The sequence below is a fragment of the Pectobacterium carotovorum genome, from assembly GCF_033898505.1.
GTDB classification, from domain to species: domain Bacteria; phylum Pseudomonadota; class Gammaproteobacteria; order Enterobacterales; family Enterobacteriaceae; genus Pectobacterium; species Pectobacterium carotovorum_J.
The window spans coordinates 2,357,659-2,383,545 of sequence record NZ_JAXAFK010000001.1 but is presented as its reverse complement, the minus strand read 5'-3'; the positions used below and the strand labels follow the sequence as shown (position 1 = coordinate 2,383,545).

The following is a 25,887-nucleotide window of genomic DNA, read 5'->3' as shown; positions in this document are numbered from 1 at the left end:
GCGTGTGGTACTCGACCACGTCGTTCTCGACCGAGTAGTAACGTGCACGCTCTGCCCGCAATGAACCGTAAGCCAGTGAACGGGACTCATGGATACTCTTCAAATACCTCAAGCCACGTCACCTTTGGTCACGTGGCTTCATTATCTTGAGCACCTGCACGCTCAGGCCATTGATTTAGGTCTGGAGCGCGTTAAGCAGGTTGCTGAACATCTCCAACTGCTACAGCCTGCCGCAACGATTTTCACCGTCGCGGGGACGAACGGCAAGGGAACCACCTGTTGTACGCTGGAATCCATTCTGCTGGCCGCAGGGCTGCGGGTTGGCGTGTACAGTTCCCCCCATCTTGTTCGCTATACCGAGCGGGTGCGTATTCAGGGTAAAGAATTGCCTGAGGCGCAGCACACTCAGGCGTTTGCGGATATCGAAGCAGGAAGAGGGGCGGTATCGCTCACCTATTTTGAATTCGGTACGCTGTCGGCGCTGCAGCTCTTTAAGCAGGCGAACCTGGATGTCGTCATTCTGGAAGTGGGGCTCGGTGGGCGTCTGGACGCCACCAATATTGTGGATGCGGATGTCTCCGTCGTCACCAGCATTGCGATCGACCATACCGACTGGTTAGGGAACGATCGGGAAAGTATTGGCCGTGAGAAAGCCGGGATATTCCGACAGAGTAAACCTGCCGTTGTCGGCGAGCCGGATATGCCGGGAACGATTGCCGATGTTGCCGCTGAGAAAGGTGCACAGCTGCGGCGTCGTGGTCGCGACTGGGACTATTCCGTTCAGCGCGAAACATGGAGCTGGCAGGATAAGCAGCGTGAGTTATCACGGCTGCCATTACCCAATGTCCCGTTGGCCAATGCCGCCACGGCGCTGGCTGCACTGCACTATTCGTCACTCAATGTGAGCGAAGACGCGATCCGGCAGGGTTTACGGCACGCGACATTGCCTGGTCGTTTTCAGACGGTGCAGGAATCACCGCGATTGATTCTTGATGTTGCACACAACCCCCATGCGGCGGCGTATCTGGCAAACCGTTTGGCCGCCTTGCCGACAACCGGAAAAGTGCGGGCTGTCGTTGGCATGCTGTCGGATAAAGATATTGCCGGTACGCTGGCCCACTTAACGCCGTTGGTGGATGAGTGGTATTGTGCCCCGCTGGAAGGGCCGCGTGGCGCCACCGCGCAGCAGATTGCCGAGCACCTGACGCGCAGTCAATCGTTCCCCGATGTCGTGACCGCCTGGCAGCAGGCGATGTCCGAGGCCGCGGAGCAGGATATCGTCATTGTGTGTGGATCTTTTCATACGGTAGCGCATGTGATGGAAGCGCTGGATGAGGAGAAGGCGAATGGCGAGTAAATTTCAGAATCGCCTGGTGGGTACGGTCATTCTGGTCGCGCTGGGTGTGATCGTCTTACCCGGTCTGCTGGATGGTAAGAAAAAGCACTACGAGGACGAGTTTGCGTCGATTCCGCTGATCCCTAAACCGGGTGATAGCAATGAGATGGAATCGCTGCCTGCGCTGAACCCGTCGCTGCCGAGTCAGCCGCCAGAAGGGGCAGAAGCGGCGATGCAGAACAGCCCGGAAGCCGAAGCATCTGACGCGAGATCATCGGCAGCTAATTCATCGGCAACGACAGCACCTGAAACCCCGACGCAGACGCCGCCATCATCCCATTCTGGCAGTACGCCAACGATGACGGCGCCACCAGTGGTGGTTGAGCGTCCGCCGGTTCAGACCCCAGCGCCGGTGACGCCGAAGCCTCAGCCAAAACCTGAGGTGAAGCCGGAAGTGAAACCGAAGTCTGAGCCTAAACCGGAACCCAAACCGGAAGTGAAGCCTGAAACACAGCCGACGCAGCAAGCGCCCGTCGGACAGGCTTATATTGTTCAGCTCGGTGCGCTGAAAAACGCGGATAAGGTGAACGAGATTGTCGCCAAATTGCGTCTCTCTGGATATCGTGCGTATACCGTACCGTCAACGCCGGTTTCAGGGCAAATCACCCGTATTTACGTGGGGCCGGATGCCTCGAAGCAGAAGCTGGAGTCTTCACTGGGTGAGCTGCAACAACTCAGCGGACTCAGCGGGCAGGTGCGTGCACATTCCGTTCGTTAAGGCTGGTTAAGCGTGAAAATAACGGGGTGGATTGTCTGTTGTCTGCCGCGTAATAAGTAGAAGAGGCAGGCTGCGGGGATGGGGCTCATAGGCGTGATGCTCCGCCCCGCACTCGTTTTGAGTGGCCTGTTGTTGATTTTGTTATGCCGACAGTTAATGGAATCAGGCACGATGTGTTGCTGGTTTTTTCGCCTGATTATCTATTGATGAAATCGGCGGAAATACGCTACGCAAACGTTTTCTTTTTCTGTTAGAATGCGCCGCGAACAGGATGACGTAGCGGCTTATCGGTAGCATCGTTCATTATTAGGATCGTTCATGGTTTGGGTTGATTACGTCATTATTGGCATCATCGGTTTTTCGGCTCTGGTTAGCCTGATCCGGGGGTTTGTTCGTGAAGCGCTGTCGTTAGTAACCTGGGGATGTGCTTTTTTTGTCGCCAGCCATTACTACGCGTACCTCGCGGTCTACTTCACCCGTTTTGATGATGAGCTGGTGCGTAACGGTATCGCGATTGCCATTCTGTTTGTTGCAACGTTGATTGTGGGGGCTATCGTCAACTATGCGATTAGTTCGCTAGTTGAACGTACCGGATTATCCGGCACCGATCGCGTTCTGGGCATCTGTTTTGGTGCGCTACGCGGGGTGCTGATCGTTTCCGCACTGCTATTCTTTCTGGATACTTTCACCGGTTTTTCACAAAGTGATGACTGGAAGCAGTCCCAGTTAATCCCGCAGTTCAGTTATATTATCAGGTGGTTTTTTGACTACCTGCAAAGCACGTCAAGTTTCTTGCCGCAGCATTTACCGCTGCGGTAGCGCTGATGAGGAAAAGACACCATGTGCGGTATTGTCGGTATCGCCGGTTTTACACCGGTCAACCAGTCGATTTATGACGCGTTAACGGTGTTGCAACACCGTGGGCAGGATGCAGCGGGTATTGTGACCATCGATGCCTTTAATTGTTTTCGCCTGCGTAAGGCCAATGGCCTGGTGAAAGATGTGTTTGAAGCGCGGCACATGCAACGCCTACAGGGAAACATGGGGCTTGGCCATGTGCGTTATCCAACCGCAGGCAGCTCCAGCGCCTCGGAAGCACAGCCTTTCTATGTTAACTCTCCGTTCGGTATCACGTTGGCCCACAACGGTAACCTGACTAACGCCCATGAACTGCGTAAAAAGCTGTTCGAGCAGGAGCGTCGTCACGTTAACACCACGTCTGATTCTGAAATTCTGCTGAACATTTTTGCCAGAGAGCTGGACCGTTTCCAACATTACCCGCTGGAAGCCGATAATATTTTTGCGGCCGTTGCCGCGACGCACCAGCAAATTCGCGGTGCCTATGCCTGTGTTGGCATGATTATCGGTCACGGCATGGTGGCTTTCCGCGATCCTAACGGGATTCGCCCGCTGGTGATTGGTAAACGCGATCTGGAAGATGGCCGCAGCGAATACATGGTGGCGTCAGAAAGCGTCGCGCTGGATACGCTGGGCTTTGAATTTTTACGCGATGTTGCGCCGGGAGAAGCGATCTACATTACGGAAAAAGGGCAGCTGTTTACCCGCCAGTGTGCAGAGAATCCAAAGAGCAACCCATGCCTGTTCGAATATGTCTACTTCGCTCGCCCGGACTCTTTCATCGATAAAATCTCGGTCTACAGCGCACGTGTTCGCATGGGCCAGAAGCTTGGTGAAAAGATTGCACGTCAGTGGGAAGATCTCGATATTGATGTCGTGATCCCGATTCCTGAGACCTCTTGTGATATCGCGCTGGAAATCGCGCGCATCATCAACAAGCCGTATCGTCAGGGATTTGTGAAAAACCGCTATGTTGGTCGTACGTTTATCATGCCGGGACAGCAGGCGCGTAAGAAATCGGTTCGCCGTAAACTGAACGCCAACCGCGCTGAATTCCGTGATAAGAATGTGCTGCTGGTGGATGACTCCATCGTGCGCGGTACAACGTCGGAGCAGATTGTGGAGATGGCGCGTGAAGCTGGAGCCAAACGTGTTTATCTGGCCTCGGCGGCACCGGAAATTCGCTTCCCTAACGTGTATGGCATCGACATGCCGAGCGTTAATGAGCTGATTGCTCACGGTCGTGAAGTGGATGAGATCTGTAAGATTATTGGTGCCGATGCACTTATTTTCCAGGATCTTGACGATCTGATCGACGCTGCACGTGAAGATAACCCGGACATTGCTCAGTTTGAATGCTCGGTGTTCAACGGGATTTACGTGACGAAGGATGTCGATCAAGGCTATCTGGATTATCTGGAAATCTTGCGCAACGACGACGCCAAGGCGTTGCGTAGCCAGAATGAAGTTGAAGATCTGGAATTGCATAACGAAGGCTAACGGCTAACTGTACGTTAAGGCTTCATCGAAGGGGGAGGGCGCGAAAGTGTCCTCCCCCTTTGTTGTATGTAGAGAAAAATTGCATAGAGAAAACAGGGTTTCGGTGCTTATCCTTGCTTATCGCCAGTCAATGCGGCAAAGTTTGCGCAGATGATTTTTCCGCGTTTTTGCTTACGCGGTCAGCCAGAGGCGGTACGAATGAAGCGACTCATTGTAGGGATTTCCGGCGCCAGCGGCGTTATTTACGGCGTCCGACTGCTACAGGTTTTACAAACGCTGGAAGGTATCGAAACACATTTGATCATGAGTCAGGCCGCCCGGCAGACGCTGGCGTTAGAAACAGATTTTAGTCTGCGTGATGTGCAGGCGCTGGCTGATGTGGTGCATGACACGCGTGATATCGCTGCCAGCGTCTCTTCGGGGTCGTTTAAAACGGCGGGGATGGTGATTTTACCCTGTTCGATAAAAACCCTGTCCGGCATTGTGCACAGCTACAGCGATAACCTACTAACCCGCGCTGCCGATGTGGTGCTGAAGGAGCGTCGTCCTTTGGTGCTGGGAGTGCGTGAAACACCGCTGCATTTAGGGCATTTACGACTGATGACTACCGCCGTTGAGCTGGGGGCGATAATCATGCCGCCTGTGCCTGCGTTCTATCATCGCCCAGAAAGTGTGCAGGATATTGTCGATCAGACGGTGAATCGTATTCTGGACCAGTTTGATATCGCGCTGCCGAAAGATCTCTTTATCCGCTGGCAAGGTGCGTCGTAGCAGGATAGACGCTAACGCGTGCCGTTTTCTTCTCTCCGGGCAGTAAAGTGTTACTGCCCTTTTTTTGTGCCTTTTTATCACATTGCACCAATTTTGCGCACGAGAGCACCTAAATGGTGCGCTTGAGTTTTTGTATTCATGGCAATGTTATCTATTCTTATTATTACGCGTCGAAAAGTTCTATAGAAAATATTTCATAATCAAACAGTTATTCATTAGTTTCTGCATGAACTGCCTATGAGACTTTTACGATGTCCCTGCGTTCATTGTGGCATGAAAACTGCTTGCTAATGAAAACGGTAATCGTCGGCATTAAAAAACAAATAGCACTCACATCGTTCATTTTTAAAACAATAAATCGATATCTGTTCCGACATTGACGAACATAACATCAATCACTCATGATAAGGGTAGCAATATGAAGAAACTGATCAAAGTTTTGCCGTTGGCACTCATTCTGGCTGCGGGCAGCGCGATGGCGGAAATTCCTAAGAATATTAAAATCGGCACCGATCCGACCTATGCTCCCTTTGAGTCCAAAAACGCCAGCGGCGAACTGGTTGGGTTTGATATCGATCTGGCGAAAGAGCTGTGCAAACGCATTCAGGCTAACTGTACGTTTGTGGAAAGTGACTTTGACGCATTAATTCCTTCCCTTAAAGCTAAAAAAATTGATGCCATTATCTCTTCTCTGTCCATCACCGAAAAACGCCAGCAGGAAATTGCCTTCACCGAGAAGCTGTATGCTGCCAATGCGCGTCTGATTGCGAAGAAGGGCGCGAGTATCGAGCCAACGCTGGCGTCTCTGGGCGGCAAGCGTGTCGGTGTGTTGCAGGCATCGACACAGGAGGCATTTGCTAACGCGAACTGGCAGCCAAAAGGCGTTGAGGTTGTGGCTTACCAAAATCAGGATCTGATTTATGCAGACCTGACCGCAGGCCGTATCGATGCCGCTTTTCAGGATGAAGTGGCGGGAAGTGAAGGTTTCCTGAAGCTTGATATGGGCAAAGACTACGCGTTTGCTGGTCCGGCAGTAAAAGATGACAAGTTCTTCGGTGTGGGGACGGGGATGGGTCTGCGTAAAGCGGATACCGAACTGAAAGCCGCGCTGGATAAAGCCTTTGAAGAGATGCGTAAAGACGGTACCTACGATACCTTCGCGAAAAAATACTTCGATTTTGACGTCTACGGCGGCTAATTTCTCCTAACGATTCACACTCTGTAGCGGAATCGCAGGGCCTACGACATGGGACCGTTCCTCCCGTGTCGTATTCCTGCCGATGACGCACTGTGCCATTAACCGCTATTTCAACGGATATCATTGATGCTTTATGGCTATTCCCAGCTAATTCTGGACGGTGCCATCATGACGCTGGAGCTGGCAGCGAGTTCGCTGGTGCTGGCGCTGGCTATCGGCCTGGTTGGCGCATCGGCTAAGCTGTCTTCCAACCGGCTGCTGGCAGGGTGTTTTTCCTGCTATACCACGCTGATTCGCGGCATTCCCGATCTGGTGCTGATGCTGCTGATTTTCTATGGCTTGCAAATCGTCTTAAACGGCGTGACGGAATCGATAGGGATAGCGCAGATTGATATCGACCCTTTGACCGCCGGGATTATTACGCTGGGCTTTATTTATGGTGCATATTTCACGGAAACCTTTCGCGGTGCCTATCTTGCCGTGCCACGTGGGCAAATCGAAGCGGCTGTGGCATTCGGTTTTTCTCCTATAAAGGTGTTCCGCCGTATTCTGTTTCCTTCCATGATGCGCTTTGCGCTACCGGGTATTGGCAATAACTGGCAGGTGATCCTGAAAGCCACGGCGCTGGTGTCACTGCTTGGCCTGAATGATGTGATTAAAGCGACGCAGCTGGCTGGCAAGGGCGCACATGAACCGTTTTATTTTGCGTTGGTTGCTGGGGCGATGTACCTGATTTTTACCACCGTTTCTAACGGCGTGTTGTGGTGGCTGGAAAGGCACTATTCGCAGGGAGTCAAGAAAGTAAACTATGAGTGAGATCCTGCAACAATATTGGCAGCCGCTACTGTGGAGCGATGGTTACCGTCTGACCGGGCTGGCGATGACGCTCTGGCTGCTCATTTCTTCGGTGGTCATCGGTGGACTGATGGCGTTGCCGCTGGCGATTGCTCGCGTGTCGCCGCGACGTCGGTTCAGCTTTCCGGTGTGGTTATTTACTTACGTGTTCCGCGGTACGCCGCTCTATGTGCAGCTTCTGGTGTTCTATTCCGGCGTGTATAGTCTGGAGATCGTGCGCGGTACCGACTTGCTGAATGCCTTTTTTCGCAGCGGGCTAAACTGTGCCATTTTGGCGTTGGCGCTAAATACCTGTGCGTATACGACAGAAATTTTCGCAGGCGCCATCCGCGCGGTGCCTCATGGGGAAATTGAAGCGGCCAGAGCATACGGATTTTCTCGCTTTAAGCAGTATCGCTGCATCATTTTGCCGGGGGCGTTGCGTATTGCGCTGCCAGCTTACAGCAACGAAGTGATTCTGATGCTGCATTCTACGGCGCTGGCCTTCACCGTAACCGTACCGGATATTCTGAAGATTGCACGAGATATCAACGCCGCAACCTACCAGCCGTTTTATGCATTTGGTATTGCTGCGGTTATCTATCTGGCGATTTCATTTGTATTAATCGGGCTGTTCAGAAGGGCGGAACGGCGCTGGTTACGTCATCTTTATACCCGTTCATCTCATTAAACGCAGGAAAAAAGTATGTCGAATAACAAACTGATGGTGACGGAACTGCGTAAACGCTATGGCCAGCATGAGGTGCTAAAAGGGATCTCATTACAAGCGAAAGCGGGTGACGTTATTTCAATTATTGGCTCGTCCGGTTCGGGAAAAAGCACCTTACTGCGTTGCATTAATTTTCTGGAAAAGCCCTGCGAAGGGGCGATTTACGTTAGCGATCAGGAAATTCGCATGGTGCGAGATACTGACGGACAGCTGAAGGTGTTTGATAAAAAGCAGCTTCAGATGCTGCGGACGCGCCTGACGATGGTGTTTCAGCATTTCAACTTGTGGAGCTTCATGACCGCGTTGGAAAACGTAATGGAAGCGCCGATTCAAGTATTAGGACTTAGCAAGGCGGAAGCGCGCGAGCGGGCGGTGTTCTATCTGAACAAAGTTGGGATCACCGATTCTGCCCAGCAGAAATACCCGTCTGATCTCTCTGGTGGTCAGCAGCAGCGCGTGTCGATTGCGCGAGCGCTGGCGATGGAACCGGAAGTGTTATTATTTGATGAGCCTACGTCAGCGCTCGATCCTGAACTAGTCGGCGAGGTGTTGCGCATCATGCAGCAGCTTGCGGAGGAAGGGAAAACGATGGTGGTGGTGACGCATGAAATGGAGTTTGCCCGCCATGTTTCCAGCCACGTTATCTTTTTACATCAGGGCGTAATTGAAGAAGAAGGGCCACCGGATCAGCTTTTCGGGAGCCCGAAAAGTGCGCGTTTACAGCAGTTTCTGTCCGGCGCGTTGAAGTAGGTTTTGGGGCTGATGGTTATCAGCCCACAGGTTTCTCTCAGCACTGAGTCAGCTCGGTTTCTTGATGACGTCCTGTAGGGCTTCTTCCAGCTCAAAGAAGCGGAAACCAAAGCCTGCGGCTTCTAGCCGCTGTGGAATGGCGCGCTGGCCGCCCAGCACCAGCGTCGAGGCTTCTCCCATCAGTAATTTGATCGCAAAAGCGGGCGCTCGCAGAAAACCGGGGCGATCCAGGACGTGTGCCAGCGTGGCGGAGAATTGCTCATTATGGACCGGATAGGGCGCAACCATGTTGAAGGGGCCGCTCAATATCGGTTGGTCTAGCAGGTAAATAATACCGTTAACCATGTCATCAATATGAATCCACGGCATATATTGCTTGCCAGAACCCATCGGCCCGCCAAGCCCGAGCCGGAAAAGCGGCAGCATTTTTGCCAGTGCACCGCCCTGTGCCGCAAGAACAATGCCAGTGCGCAGCAGGCAAACGCGGGTTTTATCGCTTTCGGCAGACTGCGCCAGCGCTTCCCAGCGGGCGCACAGGTGATGCGTGAATTCATCAACCGGAGATTCATCTTCCGTAACCAGCGCTTCTCCCTGATCGCCATAATACCCGACAGCAGAACCTGAGATAAAAACGGCAGGTGGTTCACTGCTGGCTTTTATCAGCGTGGCGAGTTGCTCGGTGATGTTCCAGCGGCTCTTTGCCAGCAGCTGTTTTTGCTGTGGCGTCCAGCGCTTGTCGGCGATAGGCTCGCCGGCCAAATTGATGACGCCATCAAAGTCGTTCAGTGAGGTGATATTATTCAGCGTTGACCAATATTCCACCTGATTGCCGAGAACACCTCGGGCACGCTCAGGATCGCGTGTCAGTACCGTAATGTGATGGGAAAGCAGCTGTAATCGTTGGATAAGATGGCGGCCAATAAGGCCGGTTCCGCCTGTTATAAGTAGTTGCATCTCCCCTCTCCCTATCTTTATGCCTTGTGATAACGCAGGGTCATGGAAACCGAATCGGCGTATCGCAGGGCAAACGGTTTATCTACTTCTACTTCAGCATAGGTTATCCATTCATGCTCGCTGGCGATGTTGAGCACATCCTGCGTTAATTTTTCCAGCAAAGCGAAGCGGTTATCTTCGACGTGACGAATAATGCTTTTGGTGATGGTGCGGTAGTTCAGCGCATCGGCGATATTCTCGCTGTTGCGCGCCTGCTCTGCTGGGTAGTGAATCACAACGTTGATGATCACATCCTGCTTATTCGTGATTTCCTCATCTTTGATACCGATGAAAGTGCGCAGCCGCAGATTTTTTATACGAATAATGGCGTCAGAATAGTGATGTGGCATTGCTCGGCCCTCGGTTGCTTCTGTTACTGCGGCTAAACCGCAGCGTCAGGGGGTATCATTAACGACAATATATTGATTACCATAGCAGAAGATACCTAAAGGCCGAACGAGATGATGCCAGAATTTTATTGCTCGGCGAGCTGATAGGCCCGTTGCGTTGCCGGGCGCTCGCTAATACGCGTATACCACGCTTTTACCGCCGGATAATCATCAAGGTCGACGCGCTGGCGGGCATAAGAAACCACCCACGGGTACGTCGCGATATCGGCGATGCTGTAATGCTCTCCCGCTAGCCACGGACTGTCTTGCAGGTGTTTATCCAGCACGCGGTAAAGGCGCTGTGTCTCCTGCTGATAGCGTTCAATGGCGTAAGGCACTGGCTGAGGCGCATAGTGGTTAAAATGATGATTCTGCCCCAGCATGGGCCCAAAACCGGCGACCTGCCAGAACAGCCACTGTAGCGTGGCCGTGCGCTCACGTAGCGACGAGCTCAACAGCACGCCGTGCTTTTCCGCCAGATAAAGCAGGATCGCGCCAGATTCAAACAGGCTGATAGGCGTGCCGCCTTCCGCTGGCTGCGTATCGACAATCGCGGGAATTTTGTTGTTAGGCGAGATTGCCAGAAATTCCGGCCTGAACTGTTCGCCTTTGCTGATATTGACACGGTGGAGCTGGTAGGGGAGATTCGCTTCTTCCAGAAACAGGGTGATCTTGTGCCCGTTAGGGGTTGGTGCGTAATACAGGTCAATCATGAATCAAGTCTCCGTTTTAATTCAGAAAAACATCATGGACTGTATGGCAGTTGATCGCTTCAAAGAGCGATGCGCTGTCAGAATAGCGTATTGGGGAACGGGCTCTTACCCTACCACTTCTGCGGGTGAAAAATAAGCGATGACGCACGTCGTTGAGCGATCTTCACCGGAAGCGCCTCGCCAACTTTGGTAGACTACGTCTGATGAAGGATGCGGGTGTTGTGGGTATAGCATTGTGGATATACATGCGGTGGAGATAACGATGAAATTGATGTTTGCGTCCGATATACACGGTTCTCTTAGCGCGACGGAGCGTGTGCTGGAGATCTTTGAGCAGAGTCATGCCGACTGGCTTATTTTATTGGGCGATTTTCTCAATCATGGCCCACGTAATCCGCTGCCGGAGAACTATCAGCCCGCAGAAGTGGCTGTCCGGCTGAATGCCTATGCGTCACGTATCATCGCCGTGCGGGGGAATTGCGATAGTGAGGTTGATCAGATGTTGTTGACCTTTCCGATCACGGCACCGTGGCAACATGTGCTATTACCGCAGAATCGCCTTTTCCTGACGCACGGTCATCTTTATCATCCAGATAATCTGCCGCCGTTACGCGCGGGGGATGTGCTGGTATATGGTCATACCCATATCCCGGTTGCCGAGCGACGCGGTGAATATTATTTTTTCAATCCCGGTTCAGTGAGCTTGCCGAAAGGGGGATTCCCTGCGAGCTATGGCTTGCTTGAACAAGACGCGCTGCGGGTTCTGCCGTTACACGGCGGCGAGCCTATTGCACAGGTCGCGATTAGACACTAATTTAGCTATATCCTAAATAATTCGAGTTTCAGGAAGGCGGCAAGAGAAGGAATCCCGATGAGCTTACTCAGGTAAGTGATTCGGGTGACAAATCTGCCGGGAGCAGATTTGAACGCTGCTTGCAGCGGCCCTTCAGGGCGAGGCCCACGACGGGCCGAGTATTTGAACGTAGCCAACGTACATGTAACTTGAAGTATGACGGATATATACCCTGCTTTTGACCTTGAATAATGCCAAGGTAGCAGGGAAGATTCACAGCAAAGATCGATCATTTAAAACAGACGCGCGTAGCAACGCGCCAATACTAAAGGGTTTCAGAGGATGGCGGAACAAAGTCAGGCAGCAGGCACAGAGTGGGTTGATATCGTCAATGAAAACAACGAGGTAATTGCTCAGTCAAGTCGTCAGCAGATGCGTGCGCAGAGTCTTCGTCATCGTGCTACTTACATTGTTGTGCATGATGGAATGGGTAAAATTCTGGTGCAACGCCGGACCAAAATCAAAGACTTCTATCCAGGCTGGCTGGACGCGACCGCAGGTGGTGTGGTGCAAAGCGGTGAGCAAATGTTGGAATCCGCTCGTCGTGAAGCGGAAGAAGAACTTGGTATTGCTGGCGTGCCATTCGCAGAACACGGCTTGTTCTATTACGAAGGCGAAAATTGCCGGGTGTGGGGCGGGCTGTTCAGCTGCGTCACTCATGGGCCGTTTGCGTTACAGGAAGAAGAAGTGGATGAAGTCAGCTGGCTGACGCCGCAAGAGATCACTGCGCGCTGCGATGAGTTTACGCCTGATTCCCTCAAAGCTCTGTCGCTGTGGCTGACGCGCTATAGCGATCGGGAATACGGCAAGCCGATTTCACGCAAGCTGAATGAGGTGGTAGAGGCTGCTGAGACATCTGTCGTTAATCATGACAATGTTCATGATGAGAACGACAGCAGCGTTGCTCCATCGGAAACGGATTCGCAGAAATAATCTGTTCCCGCCTCGCCGCGGCTTTTTCTCCACTGCGGCATTTCTCCTTGCTCTCCTTCCAAATAAAAATGCCAGCCCGAAGGCTGGCATTTACATCATCATGAAGATGATTAGAGCTGTGTAGCCTGAATGGCGGTCAGAGCGACGGTGTAAACGATGTCGTCTACCAGTGCGCCACGAGACAGGTCGTTAACCGGTTTACGCATGCCTTGCAGCATTGGCCCGATGGAGATCAGGTCGGCTGAACGCTGTACCGCTTTGTACGTGGTGTTACCGGTGTTCAGGTCAGGGAAGATGAACACGGTCGCTTTACCCGCAACTGGCGAGTTCGGTGCTTTAGACTGTGCAACGTCTGCCATGATAGCGGCGTCGTACTGCAACGGACCATCGATGACCAGGTCAGGACGTTTTTCCTGCGCCAGACGGGTTGCTTCACGCACTTTCTCTACATCGCTACCTGCGCCGGAGTTACCGGTGGAGTAAGAGATCATCGCAACGCGTGGGTCGATGCCGAATGCAGTAGCGGAATCAGCAGACTGGATAGCGATTTCAGCCAACTGCTCTGCGGTTGGATCTGGGTTGATGGCGCAGTCGCCGTAAACCAGAACCTGCTCAGGCAGCAGCATGAAGAAGACAGAAGATACCAGAGAACTGCCCGGTGCCGTTTTGATCAGCTGCAACGGCGGACGGATGGTGTTAGCAGTGGTGTGAACGGCACCAGAAACCAGACCGTCAACTTCACCCTGTTCCAGCATCAGCGTACCGAGAACCACGTTGTCTTCGAGCTGTTCGCGCGCAACCACTTCGGTCATACCCTTGCTCTTACGCAGCTCAACCAGACGCGCAACATAGCGCTCACGTACAACAATTGGATCGACGATTTCAATGCCTTTGCCCAGTTCTACACCCTGAGCGGCGGCAACGCGTTGAATCTCTTCCGGGTTACCGATCAGCACACAGTGAGCGATACCGCGTTCAGCACAGATAGCGGCGGCTTTAACGGTACGCGGCTCATCACCCTCTGGCAGAACGATGCGTTTGCCTGCTTTACGCGCCAGCTCGGTGAGCTGATAGCGGAACGCCGGTGGAGACAGACGACGTGAACGCTCAGACTCTGCGCTCAGAGAATCGATCCACTGGGTATCGATATGGCGTGCAACGTATTCCTGCACTTTCTCAACGCGTTGACGGTCATCAGCCGGTACTTCAAGGTTGAAGCTTTGCAGGCTGAGTGACGTCTGCCAGGTGTTGGTGTTAACCATAAATACAGGCAGACCAGTCTGGAAGGCGCGCTCGCACAACTTGGCGATGCTCGGATCCATTTCGTAACCGCCGGTCAGCAGCAGAGCACCGATTTCCACGCCGTTCATGGCAGCCAGACAGGCGGCAACCAGCACATCAGGACGATCGGCGGAGGTCACCAGCAGTGAACCCGGGCGGAAGTGCTCCAGCATATGAGGAATGCTGCGTGCGCAGAAGGTCACAGATTTAACGCGACGCGTTTGAATGTCACCTTCGTTGACGATACGCGCATTCAGGTGCTTCGCCATATCAATGGCGCGCGTTGCGATCAGGTCAAAGCTCCATGGAATGCAGCCCAGCACCGGCAGCGGGCTGTTAGCGAACAGCTGCTTCGGATCGATGTTGGCAACGCTGGCTTTCGTGGAGTCATCAAAGATTTCAGACAGGTCAGGGCGAGTACGACCCTGCTCATCTACCGGCGCATTCAGTTTGTTGATGATCACGCCAGTGATGTTTTTGTTTTTGCTGCCGCCGAAGCTGGAACGCGCCAGTTCGATACGGTCTTTCAGCTGTGCCGGAGAGTCGTTACCCAGCGCCAGTACGAAGACGATTTCTGCGTTCAGCGTTTTGGCGATTTCATAGTTCAATGCGTTAGCAAACTGGTGCTTACGGGTAGGAACCAGACCTTCAACCAGAACGACTTCGGCGTCTTTGGTATTTTCGTGATAGCGCGCGATGATTTCTTCCATCAGCACGTCTTGCTGGTTGGAGCTCAGCAGGGCTTCAACGCGGCTCATCGCCAGCGGCTCGGCGGCATTGATAGCGGAATTCGCACGAATAATGGTGGTCGTTTGATCTGGCGTATTGTCGCCACTGCGCGGCTGGGCGATAGGTTTGAACACGCTCAGGCGAACGCCTTTCTGTTCCATGGAACGGATGACACCCAGGCTGACGCTTGTCAGACCGACGCTGGTGCCAGTTGGGATCAACATGATTATACGGGACACGGCTGAACCTCTTTACGGTTGCTCGTTAGTCAAAAACAACACCGTCAGCCTTGGCTGACGGTGTTGGGAGTTACGTGTTTTACGCAGTCAGACGGTAAGCGTCTTCAGCGATGACCAATTCTTCATTAGTCGGGATAACCAGCGCTGGACGGGTGCCATCTTTAGCGATGTTGCCACCTTTACCGAAGCGTGCTGCCAGGTTGCGTTCGTGGTCGACGTCAAAGCCCAGCAGACCCAGTTTTTTCAGCGACAGTTCACGAACCATTGCTGCGTTTTCACCGATACCACCGGTAAAGATTACGGCATCCAGACGGCCTTCCATCAGCGCGGCATAGGAACCGATGTACTTAGCCAGACGGTGGCAGTAAACGTCCATTGCACGTTTCGCGTCTGCTTTCGTCTCGTAGTTATCTTCAACGTAACGGCAGTCGCTGGTTACTTCAGTCAGACCTTGCAGGCCGGATTCTTTAGTCAGCAATTTGTTGATGCTGTCTACGTCCATGCCCAGTGCGTCGTGCAGATGGAAAATCACAGCCGGGTCGATATCGCCACAGCGCGTACCCATAACCAGACCTTCCAGCGGCGTCAGACCCATAGAGGTGTCAACGCATTCGCCGTTGCGGATTGCCGTAACGGAACCACCGTTGCCCAGGTGGCAAGTGATGACGTTCAGCTCTTCTACAGGTTTGTTCAGCACTTTAGCGGCTTCGCGAGAAACGAAGTAGTGGCTGGTGCCGTGGAAACCGTAGCGACGGATGTGGTTTTCTTTATACAGTTTGTACGGCAGTGCATAAAGGTAAGACTCTTCCGGCATAGTCTGATGGAACGCGGTGTCGAAGACAGCGACGTTTTTATCAGCCAGATGTGGGAAGGATTTCAGTGCTTCTTCGATACCGATCAAGTGCGCCGGGTTGTGCAGAGGTGCAAAAGGTACGGAATCTTTGATACCCTGAAGAACATCATCAGTGATGATCGCGGATTGGGTGAACTTCTCACCGCCGTGAACGATACGGTGACCGATAGCAACCAGTTGAGCTGACAGCTCTGGTTTCTGAGACAGAATGGTGTTGACGATGAAGTTCAGCGCTTCGCTGTGAGCCGCACCAGCACCCAGTTCGGCATCCTGTTTACCGCCGTCCATTTTCCATTTGATACGGGCTTCAGGCAGGTGGAAACACTCGGCTAAACCAGACAGGTACTCTTCTCCGTTAATCGCATCGATGATGGCGAATTTCAGGGATGAACTACCGCAGTTAAGAACCAGTACTAACTTACTCGACATGGAAGTACCTACTTGTTATACATGGTTAAAAAAATGTCATACAGGGCATAGCGTATCGCATGCCGCCGCTGGCATTTATGATTAACATCATGCCTTGGTGTGATACACCAGACACGATGATGAAATAGGGTCGATACTATGACGTATGTTATATCGGATAATCGTTACAACCATTGTTTGTTACAACAACGAATCCATACAACAAGACTTGCTACAACAACGTGACGTCGACCTGATGTAAACCGCAGCTTTTAAAGCGATGGATAACCGCGTTATGGCCGTTGGCTGCGCTTATGTCGCGAAGGGAATTATACTCCTTGCGTGTAGTCATACTACTTTAGGTATACAGCGGCCAGAAGGCCGATCTAGGATACCGATAGCGTAGGGTAAACACAAAATATATTTTAACCTTATCAACTTGAGTTGTTGATTTGTGCAAAAGTTTTATTTTTTATCTGTAAAGTTGAGGTGTGGCTATGGCGACGAAACCAGACAGTAGAATCAGTTGGCTACAGCTACTCCAACGTGGGCAGCATTACATGAAGACGTGGCCGGCGGAAAAGCAGCTGGCTCCCGTATTTCCTGAAAACCGCGTGGCGCGAGCGACGCGGTTTGGCATCCGCATCATGCCGCCGCTGGCGGTGTTTACCTTAACGTGGCAGATTGCGCTCGGCGGCCAGCTCGGCCCGGCCATTGCTACTGCACTGTTTGCCTGTAGCCTGCCGTTGCAGGGCCTATGGTGGCTTGGCCGCCGTTCCGTGACGCCTTTACCGCCGACGCTGGCGCAGTGGTTCCACGAAATTCGTCATAAGCTGCTGGAGTCAGGTCAGGCATTAGCCCCGTTGGAAGAAGCGCCGACGTACCAAGCGTTGGCGGATGTGCTGAAGCGGGCATTCAACCAGCTTGATAAAACCTTCCTTGATGATTTGTGATCGGCGTCAGGCTGTGTGAGGGTTGATGGCTATTTTGTTCTTTCCCCTGTTTCAAATCAAAGAAGCGGTGGCTACCGCTATCGTGACACGATTCAGTATGCGATTCTGCGGTTAATACCTATTTAGCGACATTGGCTTACACCAAAGAGGGTTCAGGAGAGCAACATGGAAATGACGAATGCCCAGAGATTGATCCTTTCAAACCAATACAAAATGATGACGATGCTCGATCCTGACAACGCCGAGCGCTATCGCCGGTTACAAACGATCATTGAGCGTGGTTACGGTTTGCAGATGCGCGAACTGGATCGTGAGTTTGGTGAACTAACCGAAGAAGTCTGCCGCACCATTATTAACATCATGGAAATGCACCACGCTCTGCAGGTGTCGTGGACCAATCTGAAAGATAAGCAGGATCTGGACGAACGACGTCTGACCTTCCTGGGCTTTGATGCCGCAACGGAAGCGCGCTACCTCGGTTTTGTACGCTTTATGGTACATGTCGAAGGTCGCTACCCCCACTTTGATGCGGGCACGCATGGGTTTAATGCTCAGACGAAGATGTGGGAAAAATACAACAGAATGCTGGCTGTCTGGCAATCCTGCCCGCGCCAGTATCACTTGAGTGCGGTGGAGATCGCACAGATCATCAACGCCTGATTAATGAAAAAAGGGGCTTTCTGTGGAGTGTAAAGGTTTTCTGTTCGACCTCGATGGTACGTTGGTCGATTCACTGCCAGCTGTAGAACGTGCGTGGATTAACTGGGCAAAAGATCACGGTATTGAACCACAGGAAGTGCTGGATTTTATTCATGGCAAGCAGGCAATCACATCTCTGCGCCACTTTCTTCAGGGACAGAGCGAAGAAACGATTCAACAGGAATTCGATGCGCTGGAGAAAACGGAAGCTTCTGATACGCAAGGTATTGTAGCCATACCAGGGGCGAAGGCGCTGTTGGAGCGTTTGGATGCGCTGAATATTCCTTGGGCAATTGTGACGTCTGGCACGGTGCCGATTGCCAGCGCCCGTCATCACCGTGGAGAGCTGCCTGCGCCTCGTGCCTTTATTACGGCGGAGCAGGTTGCCAAAGGTAAACCTCACCCCGATGCCTACTTACTTGGCGCACAGCAGTTAGGGCTCAAGCCGGAAGAATGTGTTGTCGTTGAGGATGCGCCAGCGGGCGTGCTGTCGGGTTTGGCCGCGGGCTGCAAGGTCATTGCGGTAAAAGCCCCCGCGGATACGCCAAAACTGGATCAGGTCGATCTCATCCTCGATTCGCTGGAGCAGATAGAAATAGAACCCTTACCGAACGGCGCTAAGGTACTTCTGCGCCAGTAGGTCGTCTGTAACATAATGACAAAACTGTGACTAAATATGATCAAACCTCGCATTCGCGAGGTTTTTTTATGGCAGACTATACCCGTCATACTTCAAGCTGCATGTGCGTTGGCTTCCCTTACTCACCCCAGTCACTTACTTGTGTAAGCTCCCGGGGATTCGTGCGATTGCCGCCTTCCTGCAACTCGAATTATTTAGGGTATACCAATGTCTGCCACCCTTTGGGCCACCGCTGTGCGGTGTTGAAAAATGCGCCTGCATTTTTTTATGGCAGACTGAACCTACACCTCTCAACATGCATTTTTCCGTCAGGGGAACCGTTTTGAATAGCGAACTTCTCTGGGTTTTATCCCTGTTGCTGATCGCCATTGTGTTGTTTACCACCAATAAATTACGCATGGACGTCGTAGCGCTGTTGGTCATCATCGCGTTTGTACTGAGCGGCACGCTGACGCTATCTGAAGCGCTAGTCGGGTTCAGCGATCCGAATGTGATATTGATTGCGGCCCTGTTTGTGATTGGTGAAGGGTTGGTTCGTACCGGTGTCGCTTATCAGGTCGGTGATTGGCTGGTTCGCGTGGCGGGCAGCGGTGAGATGAAGATGCTGATCTTACTGATGGTCACCGTTGCGTTGCTGGGAGCCTTTATGAGTTCCACTGGGGTTGTCGCGATTTTTATTCCTGTGGTGCTGAGTGTTTCCACACGGATGAAGATTTCCCCCGGAAGGCTGATGATGCCGCTGAGCTTTGCCGGGTTGATTAGCGGCATGATGACGCTGGTCGCGACGCCGCCGAATATGGTGGTGAGCAGTGAATTGATGCGTGAAGGCGTGGCAGGTTTTGGGTTCTTTAGCGTGACGCCGATAGGGATAGTGGTATTGCTGCTGGGCGTGGCGTATATGATGGTAGCGCGTTACTGGCTTGGCGGCGCGGAGACCGCAACGGCAAAAGAGATGTGGAAGAGAAGAACGTTCCGCGATCTGATTCGTGATTACCAGCTGACGGGCAGGGCGCGCCGGCTGGCGATTCGTCCGGGATCGCCTTTTATCGGCCACCGGCTAGATGATTTACGCCTGCGTCAGCGCTTTGGGGCGAACGTGGTGGGGATTGAACGCTGGCGCAAGTTCCGCCGCGTGATGATCAGCGTAGCGGGCAATACCGAACTTCGTCTGAACGATGTTCTGCTGATCGACATGTCAGCATCGGAAGTGGATTTACGTGAATTTTGTACCGCGCAGCGGCTGGAACCCATGGTGCTGCGCGGCGAATATTTTTCTGAGCAGGCTCGTGATGTGGGGATGGCGGAAGTCTCGCTGATCCCTGATTCCGAGCTGTTGGGAAAAACGCTGTACGACGTTGGCTTCCGAAGCCGCTATGGCCTGAGCGTCGTGGGGATCCGCCGGGCAGGTGAGGCGATGGAGGGTATTCTCGCTGATGAACCGCTCCAGCTCGGTGATATTCTGCTGGTGATGGGCGACTGGCGCATGATCCGGCAGTTGCATACGCAGAAAAACGACTTCCTTTTGCTTAATCTTCCTGCCGAAGTGGATGACGTTGCGCCCGCGGTGAGCCAGGCGCCCCACGCGCTGTTTTGTCTGGCGCTGATGGTGGCGATGATGCTGACGGATGAAATACCGAATGCGATTGCTGCGCTGATCGCCTGTTTGCTGATGGGGAAATTCCGGTGTATTGACATGGAAAGCGCCTACCGGGCAATCCACTGGCCGAGCATTATCCTTATTGTCGGGATGATGCCGTTTGCGCTGGCGTTGCAGCAAACCGGCGGTGTTACGCTGATCGTTAAAGGGCTGATGGATGTTGCCGGAGACGCTGGGCCGCATGTGATGCTGGTGTGTTTGTTTGTGCTGTGTGCCGTCATTGGCCTGTTCATTTCCAACACGGCGACGGCAGTATTGATGGCGCCCATTGCGATTGCTGCGGCGAAGCAGATGGGTGTGTCACCGTATCCCTTTGCGATGATCATCGCGATTGCGGCATCCGCCGCGTTTATGACGCCAGTCTCGTCACCGGTGAATACGCTGGTATTGGGGCCGGGCGGTTATAAATTCGGGGACTTTGTGCGCGTTGGCGTCCCCTTTACCGTTCTGGTGATGTTGGTCAGCGTGGTGATGGTGCCGTGGCTGTATCCGTTCTGATCATGTGCTCCCGTTATAGCGGATGGCCGCTATAACGGAGAATCCTGACTGATTTCGTCGAGCGACAGGCTAAAGCTGGGAACAAAGACTGTCATAAAATAGTCCATTTCCAGGCTGTGGCGCTGTTGCAAGGTTTTTTCCAGTCTCGCTTTGGCAAGCATGAATTCCGCGTTGCCTGCCGATAATTCTTCCAGGCACTTCAGGTAGGCGCAGAGCGCGTCTGCCTGTTTAACGATGGCACGTTCTTCTTCGCTGGTGTAGTTGTCATCCAGCAGCATCCGATAATCCTGCTGTAGCTCCTCCGGTAACATCTCAACCAGTTTCTGCTGTGCAATCTTCTCTATTTTCTTGTACTCATGTGCGATCTGCGCGTTGTAGTACTTGATGGGCGTCGGCATGTCGCCAGTCAGCACCTCGCTGGCATCATGATACATCGCCAGGAGCGCGATGCGTTCTGCGTTCAGATTACCCTCGAATTTGCGGTTTTTGATGACCGCCAGTGCATGCGCGACGAAGGCGACCTGAAGGCTGTGCTCGGAGACGTTTTCCGTGCGCACATTGCGCATGAGCGGCCAACGGCTGATGAGCTTTAGACGGGATAAGTGGGCGAAAAAGTGGCTCTGATTCATGGCGATCTCTCAGACAACAGCACGGTGAAATAGCGATATCGTGGGCGTCTATTGTGGGCACTTGCTTGGGATTATGCAAACGAAGGTCAGGTTTTCGCCGGGCTATGACTGCCCGGCGAAGAGAGGGGTTGGGCTATTGGTGATAGTGCCCGAGGAAACGCCCTAATTTGTGGATCGCCATGTCCAGTTCATCGATACGCGGTAGCGTGACGATGCGTACATGATCCGGATAAGGCCAGTTAAATGCGGTTCCCTGAACCAGCAACACTTTTTCTTGTAATAGGAGATCCAGCACCAGTTTTTGGTCGTCGTGGATATTAAAGCGTTTGGCATCAATGCGGGGGAACATGTACAGCGCACCGCGTGGTTTTACGCACGATACGCCGGGGATCTGATTGATCAGTTCCCAGGAACGGTTGCGCTGCTCATACAGGCGTCCGCCGGGTTGAATAAATTCGCTGATGCTCTGATAGCCGCCCAGAGCCGTCTGAATCGCATGCTGCATCGGCACGTTAGCGCACAAACGCATGGAAGCCAGCATTTCCAGCCCTTCAATATATCCTTTGGCGTGCTTTTTCGGGCCGTTCAGTACCATCCAGCCTTGACGGAAGCCCGCTACACGGTACGTCTTGGACAGACCGTTGAACGTGACTGTCAGGAGATCTGGCGCGAGTGCGGCAATCGAGTGGTGCTGCGCATCGTCATACAGAATTTTGTCGTAAATTTCATCGGCGAAAATGATCAGGTTGTGTTCGCGCGCAATCTCGACGATATCTAACAGCAGCTCTTTGCTGTAGACCGCCCCCGTTGGGTTGTTCGGGTTGATGATCACAATACCGCGAGTATTGGACGTGATCTTTTTGCGGATATCATCCAGATCGGGGAACCAATCGGAGGATTCATCGCAGAGGTAATGTACGGCGTTGCCGTTAGACAGGGAAACAGCCGCGGTCCAGAGCGGGTAGTCCGGCGCAGGAACCAGCATTTCATCGCCCGGGTTGAGCAGAGCCTGCATGGACTGCACGATGAGTTCGGACACACCGTTGCCGATATAGACGTCTTCAACCGTAATATCGCGCATATCCCGCGCCTGATAGTGTTGAACGATGGCTTTACGGGCAGAATAGAGGCCTTTGGAATCACAATAGCCCTGTGCGGTTGGCAGGTTACGGATGACATCGACCAGAATTTCGTCCGGTGCTTCGAAGCCGAAAGGGGCAGGGTTGCCAATATTCAGCTTAAGGACTTTATTACCTTCTTCTTCAAGCCGTTTGGCTTCCTTTAAGACTGGGCCACGGATGTCATAGCATACGTTCTCCAGTTTCTTGGATTTTTCAATCGGAGACATAAATAGTACGAACCTTCTGCAGAGAGCGCATATTCCCATACGGAATAGCATAACCTGCTTAATGTACTCCTCCTGTAGTACCTTTTGAAGAATGATTATCGCTTTTGCTGCAAATGGTTGCGCATCTGCACTATATGGTTGTGTACTCGTTGGATGGTGCGATATGGTAGGGGTGCGGACGACTATTCATGCCGCACTTTTTTAGCGCCAGAATAGGGTGACAGGGAAGGCTCGTTTATTTAAGTGTGAAGCGTATTTATTTCGCAGGATGAAATAAAGAGAAAGTGTCGTTGTTATTGAATGAAGGATTAAGACTGGTGAGCCATTTAATTAGTGATGTCTTACCAATGGAAAGGCGATAGGGGTAACGAAATATAAGTATTTTTTTGCCCTTATCGTGCGTCTGCGATAGTGTCTTTAAATGTATCGGTCATTACCTGTACATGTAATAAAACACCAGGAATATTTTGTTAAAATTAAAATAGATAAGTGAAAAATCGTATGACCAGTGCAAATCGACCAGTACTTAATCTCGATCTTGATTTACTGAGGACGTTTGTTGCCGTTGCAGATTTAAATACATTTGCAGCGGCGGCGACCGCAGTCAATCGGACTCAATCGGCTGTCAGCCAGCAGATGCAGCGGCTGGAGCAACTCATCGGAAAGGAGCTTTTTGCCCGGCACGGGCGTAATAAATTGCTGACCGAACACGGTATCCAGTTTTTGGGTTATGCCAGAAAAATATTACAATTCAATGATGAAGCCTGTATTTCATTAATGTACAGCGATATTCAGGGAACGCTGACCATCGGGGCGTCTGACGATACGGCAGACACCATCCTTCCTTATATTTTGCACCGGGTGACATCGGTATTTCCTAAGCTTTCCGTCAATGTCAGCGTAAAACGCAGCGCTGAAATGATGGATATGCTGAATCAGGGGAAAATAGATCTGGTCATTACCACAATGAACGGTGTGGTGTTTCCTCATGTGTTATTACGGAGTTCCCCGACGCTATGGTATTGCGCGGCGGATTATCAGTTCCGATCGCAGGAACCTGTACCCTTGGTTGTTTTGGATGAACCCAGTCCTTTTCGTACCTTGGCGACGCAGCAGCTGACGGCCGCAGGGATTCCCTGGAGAATCGCCTACGTGGCTTCAACGCTATCTGCTGTGCGAGCTGCGGTGAAGGCTGGTATGGGCATCACCGTGCGTTCGGTGGAAATGATGAGCCCGGAACTGCGGGTGCTGGGCGAAGAGGAAGGGTTGCCGAGATTGCCTGAAACACGTTATTTCCTCTGCCAGAACCCTAATCAGGAGAATGAACTGGCGACGGCAATTTTCAATGTGATTGAATCAGGGAAGCCCTCTCACATTACGCCAGTCAGCATGTTCGCAAACAGCACGAATGAAAAATTGTCTTCCGATCCGTCGCTGAAGGACGCGATCTAATCGTAATGGGTAGTTAACTATCATTCGGGGAGGGTAGGGATGCACCCCGAATGATGATGATTTATGACTAAGGTGTTAAACCCGCATTGGCTGCGTCTTATTGCCCTGATTTCGTCACTCCAATCCCACTTTGCGTTTTCCATTTCACATCAATAGTCTAGGCGCAGCGAAATAAATGGTTATCTCTAATTTATAAAACGCTGGTTCTATTTTTTTAAAATAATGTTATGGAAATTGGCGTCCAGTCTTGTCTAGCATCTCGTGGTTTTTTTACTAACTAAATTGGTAAAAATGTGTGCTGGATCAAAAAATACCCCTAATAACCCCATGGGGGAACAGGCATTTTCTGTGAAAATGGTATAGTGACGCAGTGAACTTGCTTCCTGTGTCGCTGCACGCTGGTTAACCGACAAAAGGACTGACTCGATTTAGCTACGGGTGAGGACACAAAATGTTAACAAAACAGCGTGCATGTAAAGTAATGTACTGTTATTTTTAGTAAGGTTGAAAAAAAGGTTACAAATTTAGGGGCTCAACCATACCAAGCAAGGCTTACCTGATACGTTTCCATGCTTTTTTGTGGTTATTAATCCTTCCTTTTAATCGATGTGGCGCATTAACTGCCGATAATAGAGCAGGGATGTTACCCGCCACTTTTGATGAGTAAGCAAAGAGAATGTCAACAACTACTGAAATCCTCGCCCATCATTGGGCATTTGGGCTATTCCTTATCATTGCCGTAGGCCTTTGCGTCTTCATGCTGACCGGTGGATTCTTGCTGGGGGGGAGAGCCAGAGCCAGAGCTAAAAACGTACCTTATGAATCCGGGATCGACTCAGTGGGTTCAGCGCGGTTACGCCTGTCTGCTAAATTTTATCTTGTCGCTATGTTCTTCGTTATCTTCGACGTTGAAGCCCTCTATCTCTACGCTTGGGCTGTGTCTATCAAAGAAAGCGGCTGGATTGGCTTCATTGAAGCAACCATTTTCATTTTGGTGCTGTTGGCTGGTTTGATTTATCTGGTACGCGTTGGGGCACTTGACTGGACCCCGGTACGTTCCAAGAGACAAGTCGTTAAATCAGACATCATCAACACTACCAACACTCATCCGCAGTAACAGCGAGGCATTTTAAGATGGACTATACGCTCACCCGCATAGAGCCGGACGGTGAGAATGACCGTTATCCCCTGCAACGTCAGGAGATCGTTTCCGACCCTCTGGAGCAACATGTTCACCGTAGTGTCTACATGGGCAAACTGGAACATGCGTTACACGATACGGTGAACTGGGGGCGTCAGAACTCCCTGTGGCCGTACAACTTCGGCCTTTCCTGTTGCTACGTAGAAATGGTGACGTCATTTACTGCCGTTCATGACGTGGCGCGTTTTGGTGCTGAGGTTCTGCGTGCGTCGCCACGTCAGGCCGACTTCATGGTCGTTGCGGGAACCTGTTTTACTAAAATGGCCCCCGTTATTCAGCGTCTGTACGAGCAAATGCTTGAGCCTAAATGGGTTATCTCCATGGGAGCCTGTGCTAACTCCGGCGGTATGTACGATATCTATTCCGTCGTTCAGGGCGTAGATAAATTCCTGCCTGTTGATGTGTATATTCCGGGCTGCCCTCCACGTCCTGAAGCCTACATGCAAGCGCTGTTGCTGCTGAAAGAATCCATCGGTAAAGAACGCCGCCCTCTGTCATGGGTGGTAGGTGAACAGGGCGTTTACCGTGCCAATATGCAATCTGAGCGTGAGCGCAAACGCGGCGAGCGAATCGCTGTGACCAACCTGCGTTCGCCTGATGAGATTTGACCTGTAGATGATAAACCCGGTGACCGTGTAATACCCCGATAATAGTGTGCGGTCAT

General features: G+C 52.0%; 25 protein-coding genes. 18 read left to right on the top strand and 7 right to left on the bottom strand.

Translation table 11 applies throughout. From position 1 onward, the window contains the following. Positions 1–88 precede the first annotated feature (88 nt). The 9 genes from folC to hisP all read left to right on the top strand — a co-directional run bounded on the left by folC (position 89) and on the right by hisP (position 8,755). A complete protein-coding gene (gene folC, locus R9X49_RS10640; RefSeq protein ID WP_319848318.1) occupies positions 89–1,357 on the top strand; it encodes a bifunctional tetrahydrofolate synthase/dihydrofolate synthase in 1,269 nt (422 codons plus the stop codon). Beyond that, positions 1,347–2,114 carry a cell division protein DedD gene (gene dedD / locus R9X49_RS10635; RefSeq protein WP_319848317.1) on the top strand — a complete coding sequence of 256 codons (768 nt, stop codon included), beginning with the start codon at positions 1,347–1,349 and terminating at the stop codon, positions 2,112–2,114. The genes folC and dedD overlap by 11 nt, the downstream gene beginning before the upstream one ends. 318 nt (positions 2,115–2,432) lie before the next feature. Beyond that, a complete protein-coding gene (gene cvpA, locus R9X49_RS10630; RefSeq protein WP_180741931.1) occupies positions 2,433–2,933 on the top strand; it encodes a colicin V production protein in 501 nt (166 codons plus the stop codon). A gap of 21 nt (positions 2,934–2,954) precedes the next feature. Then, entirely contained in the window at positions 2,955–4,472 is a 1,518-nt protein-coding gene (gene purF / locus R9X49_RS10625; protein WP_319848316.1) for an amidophosphoribosyltransferase, read from the top strand. A 198-nt stretch (positions 4,473–4,670) separates the two neighbouring features. Beyond that, complete coding sequence (locus R9X49_RS10620; protein WP_271877300.1) at positions 4,671–5,243, top strand: UbiX family flavin prenyltransferase; 573 nt, start codon at positions 4,671–4,673, stop codon at positions 5,241–5,243. Positions 5,244–5,661: 418 nt separating this feature from the next. Next, the gene (locus R9X49_RS10615; RefSeq protein WP_015840982.1) at positions 5,662–6,441 is read left to right on the top strand and encodes a lysine/arginine/ornithine ABC transporter substrate-binding protein; all 780 of its coding nucleotides are present in this window, start codon (positions 5,662–5,664) and stop codon (positions 6,439–6,441) included. Positions 6,442–6,567: 126 nt separating this feature from the next. Beyond that, positions 6,568–7,257, top strand: coding sequence for a histidine ABC transporter permease HisQ (locus R9X49_RS10610; protein WP_319848315.1), 690 nt, complete (start codon positions 6,568–6,570; stop codon positions 7,255–7,257). After that, positions 7,250–7,966, top strand: a complete 717-nt coding sequence (locus tag R9X49_RS10605) for an ABC transporter permease (protein ID WP_015840980.1) — start codon at positions 7,250–7,252, stop codon at positions 7,964–7,966. The genes R9X49_RS10610 and R9X49_RS10605 overlap by 8 nt, the downstream gene beginning before the upstream one ends. Before the next feature lie 15 nt (positions 7,967–7,981). Next, on the top strand, positions 7,982–8,755 hold the full coding sequence (hisP, locus tag R9X49_RS10600; RefSeq protein WP_015840979.1) for a histidine ABC transporter ATP-binding protein HisP: 774 nt from the start codon (positions 7,982–7,984) through the stop codon (positions 8,753–8,755). Positions 8,756–8,803: 48 nt separating this feature from the next. On the opposite strand, the gene R9X49_RS10595 is transcribed toward hisP, so the two are convergent. From R9X49_RS10595 to yfcG, 3 genes are all read right to left on the bottom strand, one after another. Continuing rightward, positions 8,804–9,709, bottom strand: a complete 906-nt coding sequence (locus R9X49_RS10595) for a TIGR01777 family oxidoreductase (RefSeq protein ID WP_319848314.1) — start codon at positions 9,707–9,709, stop codon at positions 8,804–8,806. Positions 9,710–9,726: 17 nt separating this feature from the next. After that, positions 9,727–10,098, bottom strand: coding sequence for a dihydroneopterin triphosphate 2'-epimerase (folX, locus tag R9X49_RS10590; protein WP_319848313.1), 372 nt, complete (start codon positions 10,096–10,098; stop codon positions 9,727–9,729). A 125-nt stretch (positions 10,099–10,223) separates the two neighbouring features. Continuing rightward, on the bottom strand, positions 10,224–10,850 hold the full coding sequence (gene yfcG / locus R9X49_RS10585; protein ID WP_319848312.1) for a GSH-dependent disulfide bond oxidoreductase: 627 nt from the start codon (positions 10,848–10,850) through the stop codon (positions 10,224–10,226). Between the two features lie 262 nt (positions 10,851–11,112). Here yfcG and yfcE point away from each other — a divergent pair, with 262 nt between their 5' ends. Together yfcE and yfcD are read left to right on the top strand one after the other, a co-directional pair. Then, positions 11,113–11,664: a phosphodiesterase gene (gene yfcE, locus R9X49_RS10580; RefSeq protein WP_319848311.1), complete on the top strand. Its 552-nt coding sequence runs from the start codon at positions 11,113–11,115 to the stop codon at positions 11,662–11,664. A gap of 321 nt (positions 11,665–11,985) precedes the next feature. Beyond that, positions 11,986–12,636, top strand: coding sequence for an NUDIX hydrolase YfcD (gene yfcD / locus R9X49_RS10575; protein ID WP_319848310.1), 651 nt, complete (start codon positions 11,986–11,988; stop codon positions 12,634–12,636). 110 nt (positions 12,637–12,746) lie between these two features. Here yfcD and pta read toward each other — a convergent pair whose 3' ends face one another. Together pta and ackA are read right to left on the bottom strand one after the other, a co-directional pair. Continuing rightward, the gene (gene pta, locus R9X49_RS10570) at positions 12,747–14,885 is read right to left on the bottom strand and encodes a phosphate acetyltransferase (protein WP_319848309.1); all 2,139 of its coding nucleotides are present in this window, start codon (positions 14,883–14,885) and stop codon (positions 12,747–12,749) included. 79 nt (positions 14,886–14,964) lie between these two features. Further along, positions 14,965–16,167: an acetate kinase gene (gene ackA, locus R9X49_RS10565; protein WP_319848308.1), complete on the bottom strand. Its 1,203-nt coding sequence runs from the start codon at positions 16,165–16,167 to the stop codon at positions 14,965–14,967. Between the two features lie 476 nt (positions 16,168–16,643). On the opposite strand from ackA, the gene yfbV reads away from it, so the two are divergent. The 4 genes from yfbV to R9X49_RS10545 all read left to right on the top strand — a co-directional run bounded on the left by yfbV (position 16,644) and on the right by R9X49_RS10545 (position 20,593). Beyond that, entirely contained in the window at positions 16,644–17,099 is a 456-nt protein-coding gene (yfbV, locus tag R9X49_RS10560) for a terminus macrodomain insulation protein YfbV (protein ID WP_225085256.1), read from the top strand. Positions 17,100–17,264: 165 nt separating this feature from the next. Next, positions 17,265–17,759 carry a YfbU family protein gene (locus R9X49_RS10555; protein ID WP_010295396.1) on the top strand — a complete coding sequence of 165 codons (495 nt, stop codon included), beginning with the start codon at positions 17,265–17,267 and terminating at the stop codon, positions 17,757–17,759. 22 nt (positions 17,760–17,781) lie between these two features. After that, positions 17,782–18,438, top strand: a complete 657-nt coding sequence (locus R9X49_RS10550) for a sugar phosphatase (RefSeq protein ID WP_319848307.1) — start codon at positions 17,782–17,784, stop codon at positions 18,436–18,438. Positions 18,439–18,760: 322 nt separating this feature from the next. Continuing rightward, positions 18,761–20,593 carry an SLC13 family permease gene (locus tag R9X49_RS10545; RefSeq protein ID WP_319848306.1) on the top strand — a complete coding sequence of 611 codons (1,833 nt, stop codon included), beginning with the start codon at positions 18,761–18,763 and terminating at the stop codon, positions 20,591–20,593. A gap of 29 nt (positions 20,594–20,622) precedes the next feature. Here the strand turns inward: R9X49_RS10545 and yfbR are convergent, their stop codons facing one another. Continuing rightward, positions 20,623–21,222, bottom strand: a complete 600-nt coding sequence (gene yfbR / locus R9X49_RS10540) for a 5'-deoxynucleotidase (RefSeq protein WP_319848305.1) — start codon at positions 21,220–21,222, stop codon at positions 20,623–20,625. Between the two features lie 133 nt (positions 21,223–21,355). Next, positions 21,356–22,570, bottom strand: a complete 1,215-nt coding sequence (locus R9X49_RS10535; RefSeq protein ID WP_039515364.1) for a pyridoxal phosphate-dependent aminotransferase — start codon at positions 22,568–22,570, stop codon at positions 21,356–21,358. A 501-nt stretch (positions 22,571–23,071) separates the two neighbouring features. Between R9X49_RS10535 and lrhA the strand changes: the two genes are divergently transcribed. The 3 genes from lrhA (at position 23,072) to R9X49_RS10520 (ending at position 25,831) form a co-directional block, all read left to right on the top strand. Next, a complete protein-coding gene (lrhA, locus tag R9X49_RS10530; RefSeq protein WP_319848304.1) occupies positions 23,072–24,022 on the top strand; it encodes a transcriptional regulator LrhA in 951 nt (316 codons plus the stop codon). A gap of 676 nt (positions 24,023–24,698) precedes the next feature. Further along, a complete protein-coding gene (locus R9X49_RS10525; RefSeq protein WP_015840967.1) occupies positions 24,699–25,139 on the top strand; it encodes an NADH-quinone oxidoreductase subunit A in 441 nt (146 codons plus the stop codon). A gap of 17 nt (positions 25,140–25,156) precedes the next feature. Beyond that, on the top strand, positions 25,157–25,831 hold the full coding sequence (locus R9X49_RS10520; RefSeq protein ID WP_005969846.1) for a NuoB/complex I 20 kDa subunit family protein: 675 nt from the start codon (positions 25,157–25,159) through the stop codon (positions 25,829–25,831). Positions 25,832–25,887: the final 56 nt, after the last annotated feature.

Coding starts and splice junctions, on each gene's coding strand:
- folC (WP_319848318.1), top strand. CDS start 89: ATGGATACTCTTCAAATACCTCAAGCCACGTCACCTTTGGTCACGTGG.
- R9X49_RS10620 (WP_271877300.1), top strand. CDS start 4,671: ATGAAGCGACTCATTGTAGGGATTTCCGGCGCCAGCGGCGTTATTTAC.
- R9X49_RS10605 (WP_015840980.1), top strand. CDS start 7,250: ATGAGTGAGATCCTGCAACAATATTGGCAGCCGCTACTGTGGAGCGAT.
- hisP (WP_015840979.1), top strand. CDS start 7,982: ATGTCGAATAACAAACTGATGGTGACGGAACTGCGTAAACGCTATGGC.
- dedD (WP_319848317.1), top strand. CDS start 1,347: ATGGCGAGTAAATTTCAGAATCGCCTGGTGGGTACGGTCATTCTGGTC.
- R9X49_RS10610 (WP_319848315.1), top strand. CDS start 6,568: ATGCTTTATGGCTATTCCCAGCTAATTCTGGACGGTGCCATCATGACG.
- R9X49_RS10555 (WP_010295396.1), top strand. CDS start 17,265: ATGGAAATGACGAATGCCCAGAGATTGATCCTTTCAAACCAATACAAA.
- R9X49_RS10525 (WP_015840967.1), top strand. CDS start 24,699: ATGTCAACAACTACTGAAATCCTCGCCCATCATTGGGCATTTGGGCTA.
- yfbR (WP_319848305.1), bottom strand. CDS start 21,222: ATGAATCAGAGCCACTTTTTCGCCCACTTATCCCGTCTAAAGCTCATC.
- yfbV (WP_225085256.1), top strand. CDS start 16,644: ATGGCGACGAAACCAGACAGTAGAATCAGTTGGCTACAGCTACTCCAA.
- R9X49_RS10535 (WP_039515364.1), bottom strand. CDS start 22,570: ATGTCTCCGATTGAAAAATCCAAGAAACTGGAGAACGTATGCTATGAC.
- purF (WP_319848316.1), top strand. CDS start 2,955: ATGTGCGGTATTGTCGGTATCGCCGGTTTTACACCGGTCAACCAGTCG.
- R9X49_RS10615 (WP_015840982.1), top strand. CDS start 5,662: ATGAAGAAACTGATCAAAGTTTTGCCGTTGGCACTCATTCTGGCTGCG.
- folX (WP_319848313.1), bottom strand. CDS start 10,098: ATGCCACATCACTATTCTGACGCCATTATTCGTATAAAAAATCTGCGG.
- lrhA (WP_319848304.1), top strand. CDS start 23,072: ATGACCAGTGCAAATCGACCAGTACTTAATCTCGATCTTGATTTACTG.
- yfcD (WP_319848310.1), top strand. CDS start 11,986: ATGGCGGAACAAAGTCAGGCAGCAGGCACAGAGTGGGTTGATATCGTC.
- yfcE (WP_319848311.1), top strand. CDS start 11,113: ATGAAATTGATGTTTGCGTCCGATATACACGGTTCTCTTAGCGCGACG.
- ackA (WP_319848308.1), bottom strand. CDS start 16,167: ATGTCGAGTAAGTTAGTACTGGTTCTTAACTGCGGTAGTTCATCCCTG.
- cvpA (WP_180741931.1), top strand. CDS start 2,433: ATGGTTTGGGTTGATTACGTCATTATTGGCATCATCGGTTTTTCGGCT.
- R9X49_RS10595 (WP_319848314.1), bottom strand. CDS start 9,709: ATGCAACTACTTATAACAGGCGGAACCGGCCTTATTGGCCGCCATCTT.
- R9X49_RS10520 (WP_005969846.1), top strand. CDS start 25,157: ATGGACTATACGCTCACCCGCATAGAGCCGGACGGTGAGAATGACCGT.
- yfcG (WP_319848312.1), bottom strand. CDS start 10,850: ATGATTGACCTGTATTACGCACCAACCCCTAACGGGCACAAGATCACC.